This window comes from Peptoclostridium sp. AF21-18 (assembly GCF_003478825.1).
Classification (GTDB): Bacteria; Bacillota; Clostridia; order Peptostreptococcales; family Peptostreptococcaceae; genus Peptacetobacter.
In genome coordinates, this window is record NZ_QUGE01000028.1 from 1 (window position 1) to 15,876 (window position 15,876).

Annotated in this window: 10 protein-coding genes; 8 read left to right on the forward strand and 2 right to left on the reverse strand. The window is 31.9% G+C overall.

The genetic code is table 11. The features are described 5' to 3' along the window. The first annotated feature begins 148 nt into the window (after nucleotides 1–148). The 8 genes from DWX74_RS09525 (at nucleotide 149) to DWX74_RS09555 (ending at nucleotide 11,982) form a co-directional block, all read left to right on the forward strand. Complete coding sequence (locus DWX74_RS09525) at nucleotides 149–1,354, forward strand: glycosyltransferase (RefSeq protein ID WP_118549739.1); 1,206 nt, start codon at nucleotides 149–151, stop codon at nucleotides 1,352–1,354. Then, nucleotides 1,355–2,899, forward strand: coding sequence for a murein biosynthesis integral membrane protein MurJ (gene murJ, locus DWX74_RS09530; protein ID WP_118549740.1), 1,545 nt, complete (start codon nucleotides 1,355–1,357; stop codon nucleotides 2,897–2,899). It begins immediately after the preceding gene. A 482-nt stretch (nucleotides 2,900–3,381) separates the two neighbouring features. Beyond that, a complete protein-coding gene (locus DWX74_RS09535; RefSeq protein ID WP_286164312.1) occupies nucleotides 3,382–4,356 on the forward strand; it encodes an NlpC/P60 family protein in 975 nt (324 codons plus the stop codon). Nucleotides 4,357–5,014: 658 nt separating this feature from the next. Beyond that, nucleotides 5,015–5,941, forward strand: a complete 927-nt coding sequence (locus DWX74_RS11320; protein WP_286164313.1) for an MFS transporter — start codon at nucleotides 5,015–5,017, stop codon at nucleotides 5,939–5,941. Then, nucleotides 5,922–6,263: an MFS transporter gene (locus DWX74_RS11325; RefSeq protein ID WP_286164315.1), complete on the forward strand. Its 342-nt coding sequence runs from the start codon at nucleotides 5,922–5,924 to the stop codon at nucleotides 6,261–6,263. Before DWX74_RS11320 ends, DWX74_RS11325 begins: the two co-directional genes overlap by 20 nt. A gap of 160 nt (nucleotides 6,264–6,423) precedes the next feature. Continuing rightward, entirely contained in the window at nucleotides 6,424–8,211 is a 1,788-nt protein-coding gene (locus tag DWX74_RS09545) for an aminopeptidase P family N-terminal domain-containing protein (protein WP_118549752.1), read from the forward strand. Between the two features lie 491 nt (nucleotides 8,212–8,702). Next, entirely contained in the window at nucleotides 8,703–9,671 is a 969-nt protein-coding gene (locus tag DWX74_RS09550; RefSeq protein WP_118549741.1) for a C40 family peptidase, read from the forward strand. A gap of 193 nt (nucleotides 9,672–9,864) precedes the next feature. Continuing rightward, a complete protein-coding gene (locus DWX74_RS09555) occupies nucleotides 9,865–11,982 on the forward strand; it encodes a family 10 glycosylhydrolase (protein ID WP_118549742.1) in 2,118 nt (705 codons plus the stop codon). Between the two features lie 257 nt (nucleotides 11,983–12,239). On the opposite strand, the gene DWX74_RS09560 is transcribed toward DWX74_RS09555, so the two are convergent. Together DWX74_RS09560 and DWX74_RS09565 are read right to left on the reverse strand one after the other, a co-directional pair. Further along, nucleotides 12,240–13,592 (reverse strand): LCP family protein, encoded by a 1,353-nt coding sequence (locus DWX74_RS09560; RefSeq protein ID WP_243411954.1) that lies wholly within the window; start codon nucleotides 13,590–13,592, stop codon nucleotides 12,240–12,242. Nucleotides 13,593–14,382: 790 nt separating this feature from the next. Further along, on the reverse strand, nucleotides 14,383–15,672 hold the full coding sequence (locus DWX74_RS09565; RefSeq protein ID WP_118549743.1) for an LCP family protein: 1,290 nt from the start codon (nucleotides 15,670–15,672) through the stop codon (nucleotides 14,383–14,385). Between the last annotated feature and the right edge of the window lie 204 nt (nucleotides 15,673–15,876).

The following is a 15,876-nucleotide window of genomic DNA, read 5'->3' on the forward strand; positions in this document are numbered from 1 at the left end:
TACTGTCATAAGAACACCTTTTAAAGGTGTTCTATGGCAGTATTTTTTTATGTAATTAATTAAAAATCTATTAAACTTAACTGTAATGCTGTATAATATAAAATTAGCGATTAATATAGGAATTTATTTTTAGAAAGGATACAACTTTATGAAGATACTATATATTGTCAATATGGATGAGAATAATAAAAAAGGTCTTTTTATGGCTACACATGAAAAGATAAAAGCAATAATGAAAAATCATCCGGAGAACGAATATAAAGTAATATCTGTACAGTTTAAAGATACTGGTATTTTTAGAATGGCTAAAAAATTAGCTGGCAAGCATACATACGATAAAAGTAGCGATGGATTTGAGCTTGACGGTATAAAATACAAAAAAGTATATTTAAGTATAGATATGAAGAGCAAAAAAGCTGAAAAGCTAGAAAATGATAAAGATAGATTTGTAGAATTTTTTGATGCGTGTAAATCAGATATAGAAGAATGTGATATGCTTAGCTGCCATTGGGGGTATCCTCATGGTAGAATTGCGTATTGGATAAATAAGGATTTTAAAAAGCCATATATCGTAACTTACCATGGAAGTGATGTACATACTATGCCATTTGAGAATGAGCATATAAAAACAAAGATACTTCAGATAATGGAAAATGCTAAACAGAATATATTTGTAAGTAAGAAGCTTATGGATACTGCTAGAGAGCTAGGGTATACAGGAGATAACTGTACCGCATCGAGAAATGGTGTAAACAATAAAAACTTCTACATAGTATCTGATACAGAAAAAAATTCTATAAAAGAAAAATACAACATATCTGGAAAGAATGTAGGATTTGTAGGAGCAATAAATAAGATAAAAAGAGCTGATAAATTTGCTGAGATATTTGATAAGATAAAGCAGCTTGATTCAAATAATGAATATACATTTACAGTTGTAGGGGATGGACCTTTAAAAGCTCATGTAGAAAAAGAATGTAAAGAAAAAGGTTTAAAGGTTGTATTTACAGGAAATCAAGATGTAGATATGGTTAGAAATTTGATGAATACAATGGATGTTATGATAATTCCAAGTAGAAGAGAGGGGTTTGGCTGCGTTATAACTGAAGCAAATGCGTGTGGTGTGCCTGTTGTAGGTAGTGATGCAGGTGGAATTTCTGAAGCTATTGGGATAAAAGAAAATATTGTAGCTGATGGTGATGAATTTGAAATAAGAATTGCGAAAAGAGTTGTGGAAGTAGCTAACTCTGAAAATGACAAAGAATATCTTTCGAAGTACACATTAGAGAATTTCTCTTGGGATAAAATAGCAGAAGATGAAGCCTCTTTTTATGGAGAGGGGGATATAAGATAAATGGGTAAGGTAGCAAAAGCAACCGTATCTCTAATGATTGTCACAATGCTTTCAAAGATATTAGGATTTGGAAGGGAATTAGTACTTGGTGCATTATACGGTGCTACAGTTTATAGTGATGTATTTATAGCAGCATCAAACATACCAAAAGTTCTATTTACACTAGTTGCTACAGCGCTTGCGACGACATTTATACCTCTTTACTACGAAAATTTAAGAGAGGGTGGAGAAGAAAAGGCACTTAGATTCTCAAATAATATACTAAATATAACTATAATATTGGGAATAATACTATCTACTATTTCATTTATATTTGCAGAGCCTATAGTAAAAATATTTGCTATGGGATTTAAAGGTGAAACATTTAGACAGGCAGTATTATTTACAAGGATAATAATATTTGGCGCGATATTTACAGGTCTAAGCGATATAATGAAGTCTTACCTTCAATCAAAGGGTAGCTTTACTATACCAGGGCTTATAGGATTGCCGTACAATATTATACTAATAACAGCTATGATACTTAGTGTATTACTTGATAATATTTACATACTTCCTGTTGGAGCATTGTTTGCGATGGCGAGCCAGTTCTTATTCCAGGTGCCGTTTGCGTATAAGAAAGGTTACAAATACAGACTATTTGTAGATTTTAAAGATGAGTATGTAAAGAAGATGCTTATACTTGTAGCTCCAATAGTAGTTGGGGTTGCAGTAGATCAGATAAATATAATGGTGGATAAGACGTTAGCTTCTACACTTGTAGAGGGAAGTATATCGGCGTTAAACTATGCGGATAGATTAAAAGGTTTTGTAACTGGAATGTTTATAGCGTCGATATCTGCAGTTGTATATCCTCAGTTTTCGAGATTATCTGCATTGGTGGATAGAACAGAGTTTTTTGAGTTTATTAGAAAAAGTATCAACTCTGTAATAATTATAATAATGCCTATGACAGTAGGAGCAATGGTTTTATCAGAGCCAATAGTTAGAATACTCTTCCAGAGAGGTGCTTTTGATACTAGAGCTACACAGATGACGGCTGTGGCGCTTATATTCTATTCTATAGGGCTTATAGGTGTTGGGCTTAGAGATATTCTTACAAAGATATTTTACTCTGTGCAGGATACAAAGACACCTATGATAAATGCTACAATAGCAGTTGTCATGAATATATGCATGAATCTTTTATTTATAAAGTACTTAAAACATGCAGGGCTTGCACTTGCAACTAGCTTATCATCTATTATATGTATTACATTGCTATTTAGAAGTCTAAAGAAAAAAATTGGCGATTTTGGTCAAAGAAAGATTATTATAGTGTTTTTAAAGACAACTTTTTCTGCAATTATAATGGGGGGAGTAGCGAGATTTGTATATAAGGTTATATTTGGAGCTCTAGGTGCAGGTTTTATTATGGAAGTTATATCTTTAGGTACTGCTATAATAGTAGGTGCTGGTGTTTACGCACTTCTTATAATACTACTTAGAGTAGAAGAGGTTTCTATGATAACAGATATAGTGAAAAAGAAACTCAAACGAAAATAAATGTAAATTGTTACAGATTGTAACAAATATATACAAGTTGTTTGTTGTATGTTAGAAAATAGGCTAAAATTTAAAATAAAAACAAAATAGAAACAAAATAGTAACAAAAAAATATTATTATAGTAAAATAAAGTGTAAAAAAGGCTGGATTTATTAAAAAATCTAGTCTTTTTTTTTAGATTTAACAAAAATAGCATAGAAGGTTGACATAATAATACAAAAATGATATATTTAATAACTGTAAGGCTTAAAAAAATACAACGAATTTTGGGATAAATTTCAAATTGTTACTATTTTAAATGTTGGAATTTCAATGGTTACAACAGAGGTAACAACAAAAATAATAAAAAAGTTACAGAAATGTTACAAAAAAGCTTGTCTAATGTAACAAGCTATGATAGAATAAAAAATGTAGAATTTAAGAAGTTAAATTTTACTACATTAACCACTAACTAATTTAAGAGAAATCAGGAGGGCGATTAATGCATTCGTTAAATATAAACAAAAAAATATCTAAAATAATGGCAGCAGTAATAATAGCTGGATCACTAACAGCATTTGCTGGAAATAATACAGTAATGGCAGATGAAATATCTGACATAGCAGTAGTTTCTGAAACTACAGAAACAAGAGCTGCAGCTAAAAATGGTTTTGTTAAAGAGGGTAACAAAACTTACTACTACAAAAATGGAAATAAAGTAAAAGGCTGGGTAGAAGCAAATGGAGAAAAATATTACTTCATGAATAACTTCGAAATGGCTCAGTCAAGATATAGAACAATAAAAGATGTTGATTACTTCTTTAAAGCTGATGGAACATTAGCTGCTAACGAAGTAGTTAAAACAACTGATGGAATATTTAGATTTAATGCTGATGGAACAAAAGTTGCAAACGAAAAATATGCAGAAGTTGTAAACTGTGACTTCTTAACTGTAAGAGCTGCATCTAATGCAAAAGCAGAAGAAAAAGGAAAATTAAATCCTGGTACACTTATAAAAATAACAGGTGAAGCAAATGGATGGAATAGAATAGAAACAGCAGATGGTGAAAAAGGATGGGTAAATGCAGATTATCTTAACTACAATGAACCAGTAAATGCTAAAGTTCAGAAAGTAATATCTGTAGCAAAAGCTCAGATGGGAAAACCATATAGATGGGGAGCAACTGGACCAAGCTCATTTGACTGTTCAGGATTAATGCAGTATGCATTCAAAAATGGTGCTGGGGTATCACTTCCAAGAGTATCAAGAGATCAGGCAAATGTTGGTAAAAAAGTTTCAAAAGCTGAATTACAGCCAGGAGATTTAGTATTCTTCGCTAAAGGTGGAAGAATACACCACGTTGGAATGTACTTAGGAAACGATCAGTACATACATGCACCACAGACTGGTGATGTTGTTAAAATAAGCAAATTATCATCAAGAACTTTATATACTGCAAGAAGAGTTATACAGTAATTAAGAAGATGATTATAGGACGTTTAAAACGTCCTTTTTTTACGTAATAAATACAGTTTATATATAAATAAAAAGAAAAAGGGCGTCTGTAAGGCGTCCTTTCTTAATTTAAATTATTAAAAGTATTCTAGAAAAATTTTAAATTATACCAGTGAAATTATTTATATTTAATAATTATAAAAATAATATAAAGTGTAACGTCTATTGTATACTGATAATTAAAAGTTATCGTTATGAAAATAAAGAAATTAGAAATTAAGATTAAATATTAAAAAGTTATATTTAAAGTATATAGATAGAAATTTACAAAAGATAAAAAAACTATAGTAAAAAAAAGAATTATGCTAAAAAATTCAGAAAAATTTGCAAAACTAAAGCAAGATTGATAAAAAAATAATAAAAAAATAGTTGGAAAACGTAATCATAAAAGGTGATTTTTTAAAATAATACGATTTATAAGATAAATTTATTAATATAAGTTTCTTATTATACTAAAAAAAGCGTTGATAAAACAAAAAAGATATATTAAAATGTAATTGAAAAAAGGGAAAATTTAAAATATAAATTACAATCCCTTTAATGTTAAATTAATAGCATTATTATTGCTACAGCGGCAAAAAAAATTAGCTGAAATTGAATAGGGAGGTTTTTGTTAGAAATGGGAGAAACAAAGAAAAAAGGGTATCCAAAGGGCTTTTGGGTATGTGGATGTACTGAAATCTTTGAACGTCTTGCTTACTATCTAGGTCGTTCACTGATACTTATTTTCGTAACAGCATCTGTTGCAACAGGAGGTCTTGGACTTTCTAAAGGACAGGGTGCTACAATGCAATCATTATTAACAGCATTTGCTTATCTTGGACCATTACTAGGAGGAGTTATCGCCGATAGATATATAGGTGGACGTTATACTACTCCAATAGGTTATATAATAGCTGGTATTGGTTACTATTGTGGTGGTATAGCTAAATCACCTGCAATGGTTTATGTTATGATATTCTGTGTAAGTATAGGTCTTGGTTTACAGAAAACTGGTGCACTTATAGGACGTATAGTAACAGATAAAGATCAGGTTGACTCTGCTTTCTCTATCCGTTATACATTAGTTAACACAGGTGCTTTCATAGGTACTTTCTTAGTTGGTATATTATACAAAGACGTATTCGCTAAAAATGGAGTATTAGGATTTGCTCCTTGCTTCAAATTAGCTGCTGTATCAATGTGGTTAGGTGCTTTATGGTTCTTCGTTCTTGGTAATCGTTTCATGGGTGAAGTTGGTAAAAAACCATTCAAATTTGAAAAAACTGCTGAAGAACTTGAAAGAGAAAAAGCTGAAAAAGCTGCTCATAAAGAAGAAGCTAAAAATGAACCTCTTACTAAAGTTGAAAAGAAAAGAATTGCTGCTATATTCCTTGTAGCTGGATTCTCAGTTATATTCTGGATATTCTGGAACTTAGCATATCTACCAGTTTACTACTACTGGACAGAAAACATGAACTGGGTTGTTGCAGGATACGAAGTTCCAACTACTTGGTGTATCTTACATATTCTTCGCAGCATTAGATATGATGCGTGGTGGAGCTAAGATAAGTGTTCTTTGGTTATTAATATTCTCATTCATATTAACATTAGGTGAAATGTTCTTCTCACCATTAGGACACGCATTCATAAGTAAATATTCTCCAAGCCGTTACTTATCAACAATGATGGCAGTTTGGGGTATAGCTACATTCATATCTTCATTAGCATATGGACCACTATTCTCAGCTACATTCGAAGGAGGATTCAAATTCTCTAGCGTATGTATAGCAATAGCAGTAGTTGCATTCATATCTGCAGTAGTATTATTCGTACTAGATAAGAGATTATCTAAACTAGTTGAAGATGAAGAAGAAGTAGAAGCTTAATATATACAATATAATAAAATAGCATATAAAAGCTGTTTCACTTAATAGTGAAGCAGCTTTTTAAAAGCGAACAAATATTTTTAATTTTAAAAAAATAGAAAATATTTGTTTGTTAATAAAAAAAGTGATTATATTATGAAAAAGCAGGGGGTAAATTATGATGACTGTTAAAGAAAGAATAGCGAAACTTCGCGAATTAATGAAAGAAAATGGAATAGACGCATACGTTGTTCCAACTTCAGATTTCCATCAGAGTGAATATGTTGGAGAACATTTCAAAGCTAGAAAATTTATAACAGGGTTCACAGGTTCTGCAGGTACTGCAGTAATAACTCTTGATGAAGCTAGATTATGGACAGACGGAAGATACTTTACTCAGGCTGCTAAACAGCTAGAAGGATCTGGTGTAGAATTAATGAGAATGGCTGAACCAGGAGTACCTACAATAAATGAATACTTAAAATCTACATTAGTAGAAGGAAACTGCTTAGGATTTGATGGTAGAGTAGTAGCTATGGGAGAAGGACAGGGCTATGAAGAAATAACAAAAGCAAATAAAGCTACTATAAAATACGAAGTAGATTTAATAGATGAAATATGGGAAGATCGCCCAGAACTTTCTAAAAAACCAGCTTTCAAATTAGGTGAAGAATATGCTGGTGAAAGTGCAGCTAGCAAAATAGAAAGAATTCGTGAATATATGAAAGAGTGTGGAGCTACTTACCATACAATAGCTACTATAGATGATATATGTTGGGTACTTAACATGCGTGGAGACGATATAGACTTCTTCCCACTAGTATTATCTTATATGGTAGTTAAAATGGATGGAGTAGATCTATATATAGATGAAACAAAATTAAACGATGAATTAAAATCAGAATTCGCTGAAATAGGTGTAGCAATTCACCCTTACAACGATGTTTATGCAGATACTAAAAAAATACCAGCTGGAGAAACTATACTTATAGACCCAGCTAGATTAAACTACGCTATATACAGCAACATACCAGAAGGTGTAGCTAAAGTTGAAGAAAGAAACCCAGAAGTTTTATTCAAAGCTAGAAAAAATGCTAAAGAAGTAGAAAATATGAGAATAGCTCAGATAAAAGACTCTGTAGCTCATGTTAAATTCATGAAATGGGTTAAAGAAAATGTAGAAACTATGGAAATAACTGAAATGAGCGCATCTGAAAAATTAGATGAATTAAGAGAAGAAATGGGTAACTTCATAAGACCAAGCTTCGAACCAATATCAGCTTATGCAGATCACGCAGCAATGATGCACTACTGCTCAAAACCAGAAACTGATGTAAGACTTAGAGAAGGAAGTGTTTACTTAACAGATACTGGTGCTGGATTCTGGGAAGGAACTACAGATATAACAAGAACATTCGTACTTGGAGAAGTATCAGATACTATAAAAGAACACTTTACACTAGTTGCTATGTGTAACTTACGTCTTGCTAATGCTACATTCTTACAGGGATGCGTTGGTATGAACTTAGATATACTAGCTAGAAAAGCTTTATGGGAAAGAGGACTTGACTATAAATGCGGTACTGGACATGGTGTAGGATATCTATTAAATATACACGAAGCTCCAACAAGCTTAAGATGGAGATATAGAGCTGGAGATACTCATAAATTTGAAGAAGGTATGATATTAACAGATGAACCAGGTGTATATATAGAAGGATCTCATGGTATAAGATTAGAAAATGAACTTCTAGTATGCATGGGAGAACAGAATGAATACGGACAGTTTATGTACTTCGAACCAATAACTTATATACCATTTGACTTAGACGGTATAGTTCCAGAAGTTATGAACAGTGATGATATAAAATACTTAAATGAATACCATAAACTAGTATTTGAAAAAGTTTCTCCATACCTAAATGAAGAAGAAACAGAATGGTTAAGAAAATATACTAGAGAAATATAGTTTTTAATTTATAAGAGGGCTTTAATAAAAGTCCTCTTTTTATGCTCTGAAAAATATATCTATTCCTCTCCAGGCAGTCGAGCTGCATTGTCGAGGAGATAGATATATTTAATTTCCGAGCAAAAGAGGAACTTTTATTTTAAAGCCCTCTATACAATTATAAAATTATATTCCGCCCGTATATTTGAAATAGATAAAATAGTTTACTGATTTTGTTACAGAAATTGTTACAATTTAATATTCTCTTGTAATTAATTATGTTACTTTGTTACAGAAAATATGTAATTTCGACAAAATATCCTTTTAATTTGCTAAAAATATACAAAAAGTAACAAAAAAGTAACAAAATAGTTACAGAAATGTAACAAAAAGCTTGTAGAGTTGTAACCGTTATGTTACAATTATAAATGTAGCGAGAGGGGCTACAAAAAATGATTTATAAAATACCCACTATCTATAAATCATGAATCATAATTACAGGAGGACGATTAATGACGAAGATATTTAAAAATAAGTTTTTGGCAAAGATCATGGCAGCAGTTATGATATCAGGAGCGATAATGGTGACAGATGCATCTGTAGAAGCAGGAGCAGAAGAATTAGAAAATATACAGACAGTGTCTACAGCAGATGTTGCAAGAGCTGGAGCTAAAAATGGATTTGTACAGGAAAATGGAAAAACATACTATTATAAAGATGGTGTAAAACAGAGAGGTTGGTTAAAAATAGGTGATGAAACTTATTATTTAACTAATGATAATTCTCTAGCACAGCGGATGTGGAGAACAATAGACGGAAAAGATTATTACTTCAATGCAAAAGGTGTAATGGTTAAAAACACATTTAGAGATGTAAGAGGAACAATATATAGATTTGACGCTAATGGAGTTAAATCAAAAAATAAATGTGGAAAAGTAGTAGATTGTGATTTCTTAAATGTTAGAGATCAAGCATCAACAAAAGGGAAAGTAGTAGAAAAAATATATAAAAATGCATACGTAGAAATATTAAAAACATCAGGTAGTTGGTACCAGGTTAAAACAGAAAGTGGAAAAACTGGTTGGGTAAGCTCAACATATGTAACAATACCAGGTGAAACAAATGCAAAAGCAGAAGCAGCATTAAAAATAGCAAAAGCTCAGTTAGGTAAACCATACAAATGGGGAGCTACTGGACCAAACTCATTTGACTGCTCAGGTTTAACATACTACGCTTATAAAAATGGAGCAAAAGTTAGCATACCAAGAACATCAAGAGAACAGTCAAAATTCGGTAAAAAAGTTTCAAAATCAGAATTAAAACCAGGAGATTTAGTATTCTTTGGTAAAGGAAGCTCAGTAAGTCACGTTGGTATGTATATAGGAAATGACCAGTATATACATTCACCACAGACTGGAGATGTTGTAAAAATAAGTAAATTATCATCAAGAAAAATGATAGTTGCAAGAAGAGTAGTGTAATTTAATAGGATTATAACTGTTTAGGCAGTATAATATAAAACTCTTAACCGACAAATTAAAAAACTAAATTAAATTAATAGAAAAGCGGTAAATTTATATTTACTGCTTTTTCTATAATCTTTTCTTTATATAATACAAAATCTAGTATAAAATATATAAGGTAAAGTAAAAATAATTGGAAAGGGAGGAAAAAATGAGAAAGATATTAAAAAAACTAACAGTTGTTATGTTGGCAGTATTTATGTTTGTAGGAAGTGTATCTTACACAAATAATGCACAGGCAGCAGAAAAGGAAATGAGAGCAGCTTGGGTATCTACAGTTTATAACCTAGACTGGCCTAAGACTAAAAACAATGCATCAAAACAGAAACAGGAACTTACACAGTTAATGGATAAATTAAAAGGCTGTGGAATAAATACAATAGTACTTCAGGTTAGACCAGAGTCAGATGCACTTTATAAATCATCTATAAACCCATGGTCTAAGTATTTAACTGGTACACAGGGAAAAGATCCAGGGTATGACCCATTAGCATTTGCAGTACAGGAAGCACACAAAAGAGGGATGGAACTTCATGCATGGATGAATCCATACAGAGTAACATCTTCAGGAACTAACTTAAATTCACTTGTATCATCTCATCCAGCTAGAAAAAATCCAAGCTGGGTAATAAAATATAATAACAAAATGTACTATGATCCAGGTAATCCAGATGTTGTAGATTATCTTGTAAAAACAGTAAAAGAAGTTGTAGATAAATACGACGTAGATGGAATACACTTTGACGATTATTTCTATCCATCATCTTCATTCCCAGATGATGCATCATATAAAGCATATGGAAAAGGGCAGGATAGAAACAACTGGAGAAGAGAAAATGTAAACACTCTTCTTAAAAAAGTGAAAGCTGTTGTAAATGCTAGATCTGGTTGTGAATTTGGTGTAAGTCCATTTGGTATATGGAGAAATAAATCATCAGATTGCCCAGATGGTTCTGAAACTAGTGGCTCACAGTCATACTACAATATGCTTGCAGATTCAAGAACTTGGATAAGAAAAGGATATGTAGATTACATAGTTCCTCAGATATACTGGCCAATAGGGTTAAAAGTAGCTGACTATTCTAAACTTGTAAAATGGTGGGCTAATGAAGTAAAAGGATACGACGTAGACCTTTATATAGGACAGGGAATATATAAACAGGGTCAGTCAAGCTATAGTGGACAGAATATAGCTAAAGAAATAAAAAATCAGATAAATATAAACAAGAAGTATGATACTGTTAAAGGTAGTATGTACTTCTCAGCTAGAGATATAGTAAACAATGCTAGTATATATAACGACTTAAAGAGTATGTATGGGGCATACAATGGAACAACAGAAGATAAAAACTTACCCCATTCTACAGAGATTATCGGATCTGATAGATACGATACTGCTGCGAAAATAAGTAAAAAAGGTTGGAATTCAGCTTCAACAGTAGTAATTGCAAATGGACTTAATGAAATAGAGGGTATAGTAGCAAATCCTCTTGCATCAGTTTATAATGCGCCAGTACTTCTTACAGATAAAAATAAGGTTAGTTCACATACTATAAATGAATTAAAAAGATTAAAACCATCTAATATAATTATAATAGGTGGGAAAAATTCTATAGGAGAAAGTGCTGAAAAAAGCATAAAAAATGCAGTTTCATCAGTTTCTATAAAAAGAATAGATGGTTCGAATATAGAAGAACTATCTGCAAATATAGCTAAAGAAATCGACTCAAAAGCTAATGTAAGTAAAATATATGTAGCTGGAGAAAATGGTGCAGCAGACGCACTATCAGTTGTATCTAAAGCAGCTGAGGAAAAATCACCTATAATAGTAACTTCAAAAAATAGTGTAAACTCATCAGTTAAAAACTGGATAAAATCAAATTCTATATCTTCAGCATATTTCTTAGGAAAAACTGCGGTTATTTCTGACAATGTAATCAAAGAAATAGACTCTGTAGTATCAGGAAATGTATCTGGAAATAGAATAGGTGGAAGCAATAGAAATCAGACTAATGCTAGAGTAATAAAAGCTCTATATCCATCAGAAACTTACAATCCAGTATTTGTGGCTAAAAATAGACCACTTGTAGATGCAATAAGTGTAGGTGTATACGCAGCAAGAACAAAATCTCCAATTGTAATAGCTGGAAATGCACTAGATTCTGAACAGGCAAACATATTAAAAAACAAAAAAACTAACAGCGTGTTCAGAATAGGTGGAGGAATATCAAACGACACTTACAACAAAATAAGAGAAAATCTTAAATAAAGAGATATATAGGCTGTTGCAGATTTTGCAGCAGCCTTTTGACTTAACACAAGTATTCGCTCTCCAGGCTTCAGCGCCCAACTCATTTATGTAACACATTTCAATGATGTTGGGCGCTTGCAGAATTGTCGGTGCGAGCTACTTGTGTTTAAGTCTTTGAAAAGGCATGCTTGCAAAATCACGCAAACAGCCTTTTTTTATTTGATAGAACGCAAAAATAGGTTGGTTTGGAAAATATCCATACCAACCTATTTTTATTATTTTACATATTCTTTGTCATTAAATATGAAGTCCTGTAGTATTTTTACAGAGTCCTCAGTAAATCTTATTACCCATCCAGCATTCTTATACTTACCTTCAATAGAATAAGGAGAGTTTGTTATAGGGAATTCAAATTGTTTGATATCAAGACTTCCCATTCTTATAACAGACATTCCAAGTGAAACTATCTGTGTAGTTTTCATATTAGTCTTTAAATAAGGTAAAACAGCATTTAAAAGCTTTGGATATTGCCATTTAGACATTTCCTTAACACCAGAGAACATAGCCTGTATAACATCTCTCTGACGTCTATCTCTCTCAAATGCAGAGTCGTTCTTTCTGATACGAGCAAATGAAAGTGCCTGATATCCGTTTAGAAGCTGTTCACCTGGAGATTCTACAAGCTGCATAGGCTGAGATTTGTCCTTATACCAGTAATATGTTTCTGGTATAAATTTATTAAGCTCAGCAAGCTCAGAATCCTTAACATTTACGGTAACACCACCTATAGCATCTATAATATACATAAACGACTCAAAATCTACAAGTGCGTAGTTATGTATATCTACACCAAAGTTGTCCTCTATAGTTTCTGTAAGAAGCTCTACACCGCCCAAGTAATATGCGTGGGTAAGCTTTGTATATCCATGTCCAGGAATATTTACATACGCATCCCTAGCAAGAGATGTAAGCTTTAGGGAATTGTGTACGGTATCTATTGTAAAAATCATCATAGTATCCGTTCTAGACTTTTCCTCGCCCTCTCTGGCATCAGATCCAAGAAGAAGTATATTTGTAATACCCTTTTTGTTTATATGGGTAATATTGTCAAACACACCACTAGCAATAGATGGATCATATGCGTCTGCAACCTTTTTAATAAATGAAATAGCACCTACAGTAGGGAAGGCTAAAATAATAACTAATATAACAGTCATTATACGTTTAATCTTCTTTCTCTTCTGTCTTTTTCTCTCTGCATTTCTAGCAGCACGAGCACTACCGCTATTTCTTGGATTTCTATTTTTAGGTTGCTCTTTATTTATATCGTCATAATTATTTCCGCCTGAGGAACGACTTCCTCTATTTAGATTTGAGTTCATAGGAGATTTTTTGATATTCCTATTTTGCCCACCAGGAGCTCTTCTACTAGGATTTGGACGAGAACTATCTGAACTTCTTCTTACATTTGTGTTTATAGACTGTGAAGATCTACCACCAGAAGAATTACCACGACTAGAAGACCTCTGAACTTTTGAGGCATTAGTACGTGAACTAGACTGTCCATTCTTAGAAGAAGCGCTAACCCTTCTTATCTTGTTAGACGGATTATCTCTATTATCTGCCAAAATAAAAACCTTCTTTCTAAAATTTGAATAATATCACACTAAAAAATAAGTCTTTTATCATTATAAATAGCGTTGCAAAAATATGCAAGTCACTTTTTTATTATATAGAAGACTTATAACTAATTCAAGTAATAATCGAAGAATCTTGTAACTGTTAAAATATCTTGTATTGCAGTCTATTTTTATTATTTAATCTTTTATGAATTTAGTGTATTGTTAGAGAGTAGGATAAATCAAAATTTACCGAATATCTATTTTAAGAGCAGCGAAGAGTATATAGACAAAATCTTCTCCAGGCTTCGACGTGTGTGTGAGTAATATACTTTGTTGTATTTAAAATACACGTCTGCAGATTGTCGAGTGATTTTGTCTATATACTCATATGCTGTAGCTTATAAATAGCTTTGTAAAGTTTTGATTTAATCATCCTTTAGCAAGCTAGTAAATTTATAACATATTAAAGCAAAAAGACTTGTTGAAAATATTACATCGGTTATCCTTAGGTTCTGCTCAAATCGAATTTTATAGGGATGATATCTAACTTAGTGGATTGAAGTGCATAGACAAAACTCTCTCGACAATCTGGAGACGTGAGGTTGATTTACAACAAAACAATTTACTTATACACACGTCGAAGCTGGAGAGGAGTTTGTCTATAAATTCAATACTGCGAATAAATATAATAATTATAAATTTTGATTTAATAACTCTTAAACAGATAATAAATTTATAAAAGATTAAAAATAAAAGGGACTGTTGCAAGATACGCAACAGTCCCAATGTTTTATATTTATTCAGTTACTTCTCCACTTCCAGAGTCGCTGCTACCAGAATCAGAACTTCCTGAATCTGAACCGCCAGAAGAACTACTAGAATCAGAGCTTCCAGAGTCAGAAGAACTATCAGAATCTGAATCATCAGAAGAGCTAGAACCGCTAGAATGACTGCTTCCACCAGAAGAAGAATGACTACTATTTCCAGAATGACTAGAACTTCCGCTAGAACTACTATCATCATCTAAATCAGATGATGAGCTAGATGAACTAGAAGAGCTAGATGAAGAATCATCTTCTATATAACTACTGTAATCTGTTCTTCCGTACTGTTTATCTGCATTTTCTATAAGTTCTTTTGTAGGAACTATATTTTTAAATATGAAATCGTGTAATATATCTACTTCGTATTCTTCAAATGGTATAACATAACCTGCTTTTCCAAGTCTTACTTCACGTTCTGGGTGAAGAGGGAACTGAAGTGAAGTTATATCGAAGTTACCAATTGAAAGTACGTCTTTTGCAAGTCCAAGTATTGTTGCAGGTGACATATTTGTTTTAACATATGGTAAAACAGAGTTCATAAGGTCGTTGTATTTTGATATTGGAAGACCTTTTAGTTTTTTAACCATAGCTTCTATAACCATTCTCTGTCTATTATCTCTTTCCATAGTACCATCATTTTTTCTTATACGAGCAAATGAAAGTGCCTGGTATGCATTTAGATTTTGTTTACCTGCCTTAGTTACATATTTTATCTTACCTTTGTCATCATGTTCATACCAAGAATATGTTTCTGGTATAAATTTATTAAGCTCTTTTAACTCACTTTCTTGAACATCAACCGTTACACCACCAAGTACGTTTATTATATCCATAAATGAATAGAAATCGACCTGAGCGTAATCGTGAATATCAAGCTTGAAGTTTTCTTCTATAGTTTCGATAAGTAAATCTGCTTTTCCGTAGAAGTAGGCATGAGTTAATTTTTGTTTTCCATGTCCAGGTATATCTACATATGTATCACGACCAAGAGAAGTAAGCTTTAGACTCTTGTTTTTATTATCAACAGTAAGAATCATCATAGCATCAGATCTCTGAGCATTTTCGCCAGGTCTACCATCTGTACCAAGAAGAAGAATATTTGTTATGCCGCTATCATTTTTGTGGTCCAGACTATCCAGGGCATCGTAATCACCATTATCCTGAACAGTTTTTAATTTTGTATATACATATCCAAACACACATGTCGGAAAGGCTATAACAAGAACCGCAAGAAGTATAACAAGCTTTCTGAGTTTAGACAAAAAAATCCCTTCTTTCTTTTTATTGTATTCTTTTTTTCTCAATTAATTTTACTCAATTAAATAATCTCGATTCTATAAGAATATTATAAAATCATCTTATAATTATATTAGAATACAGAGAATTATTCAATAGATTTTGACTTTTTATCTTATATTGTCGTCACAGAATATATTCTACAACTTTTTTAACTATAAATATAGATT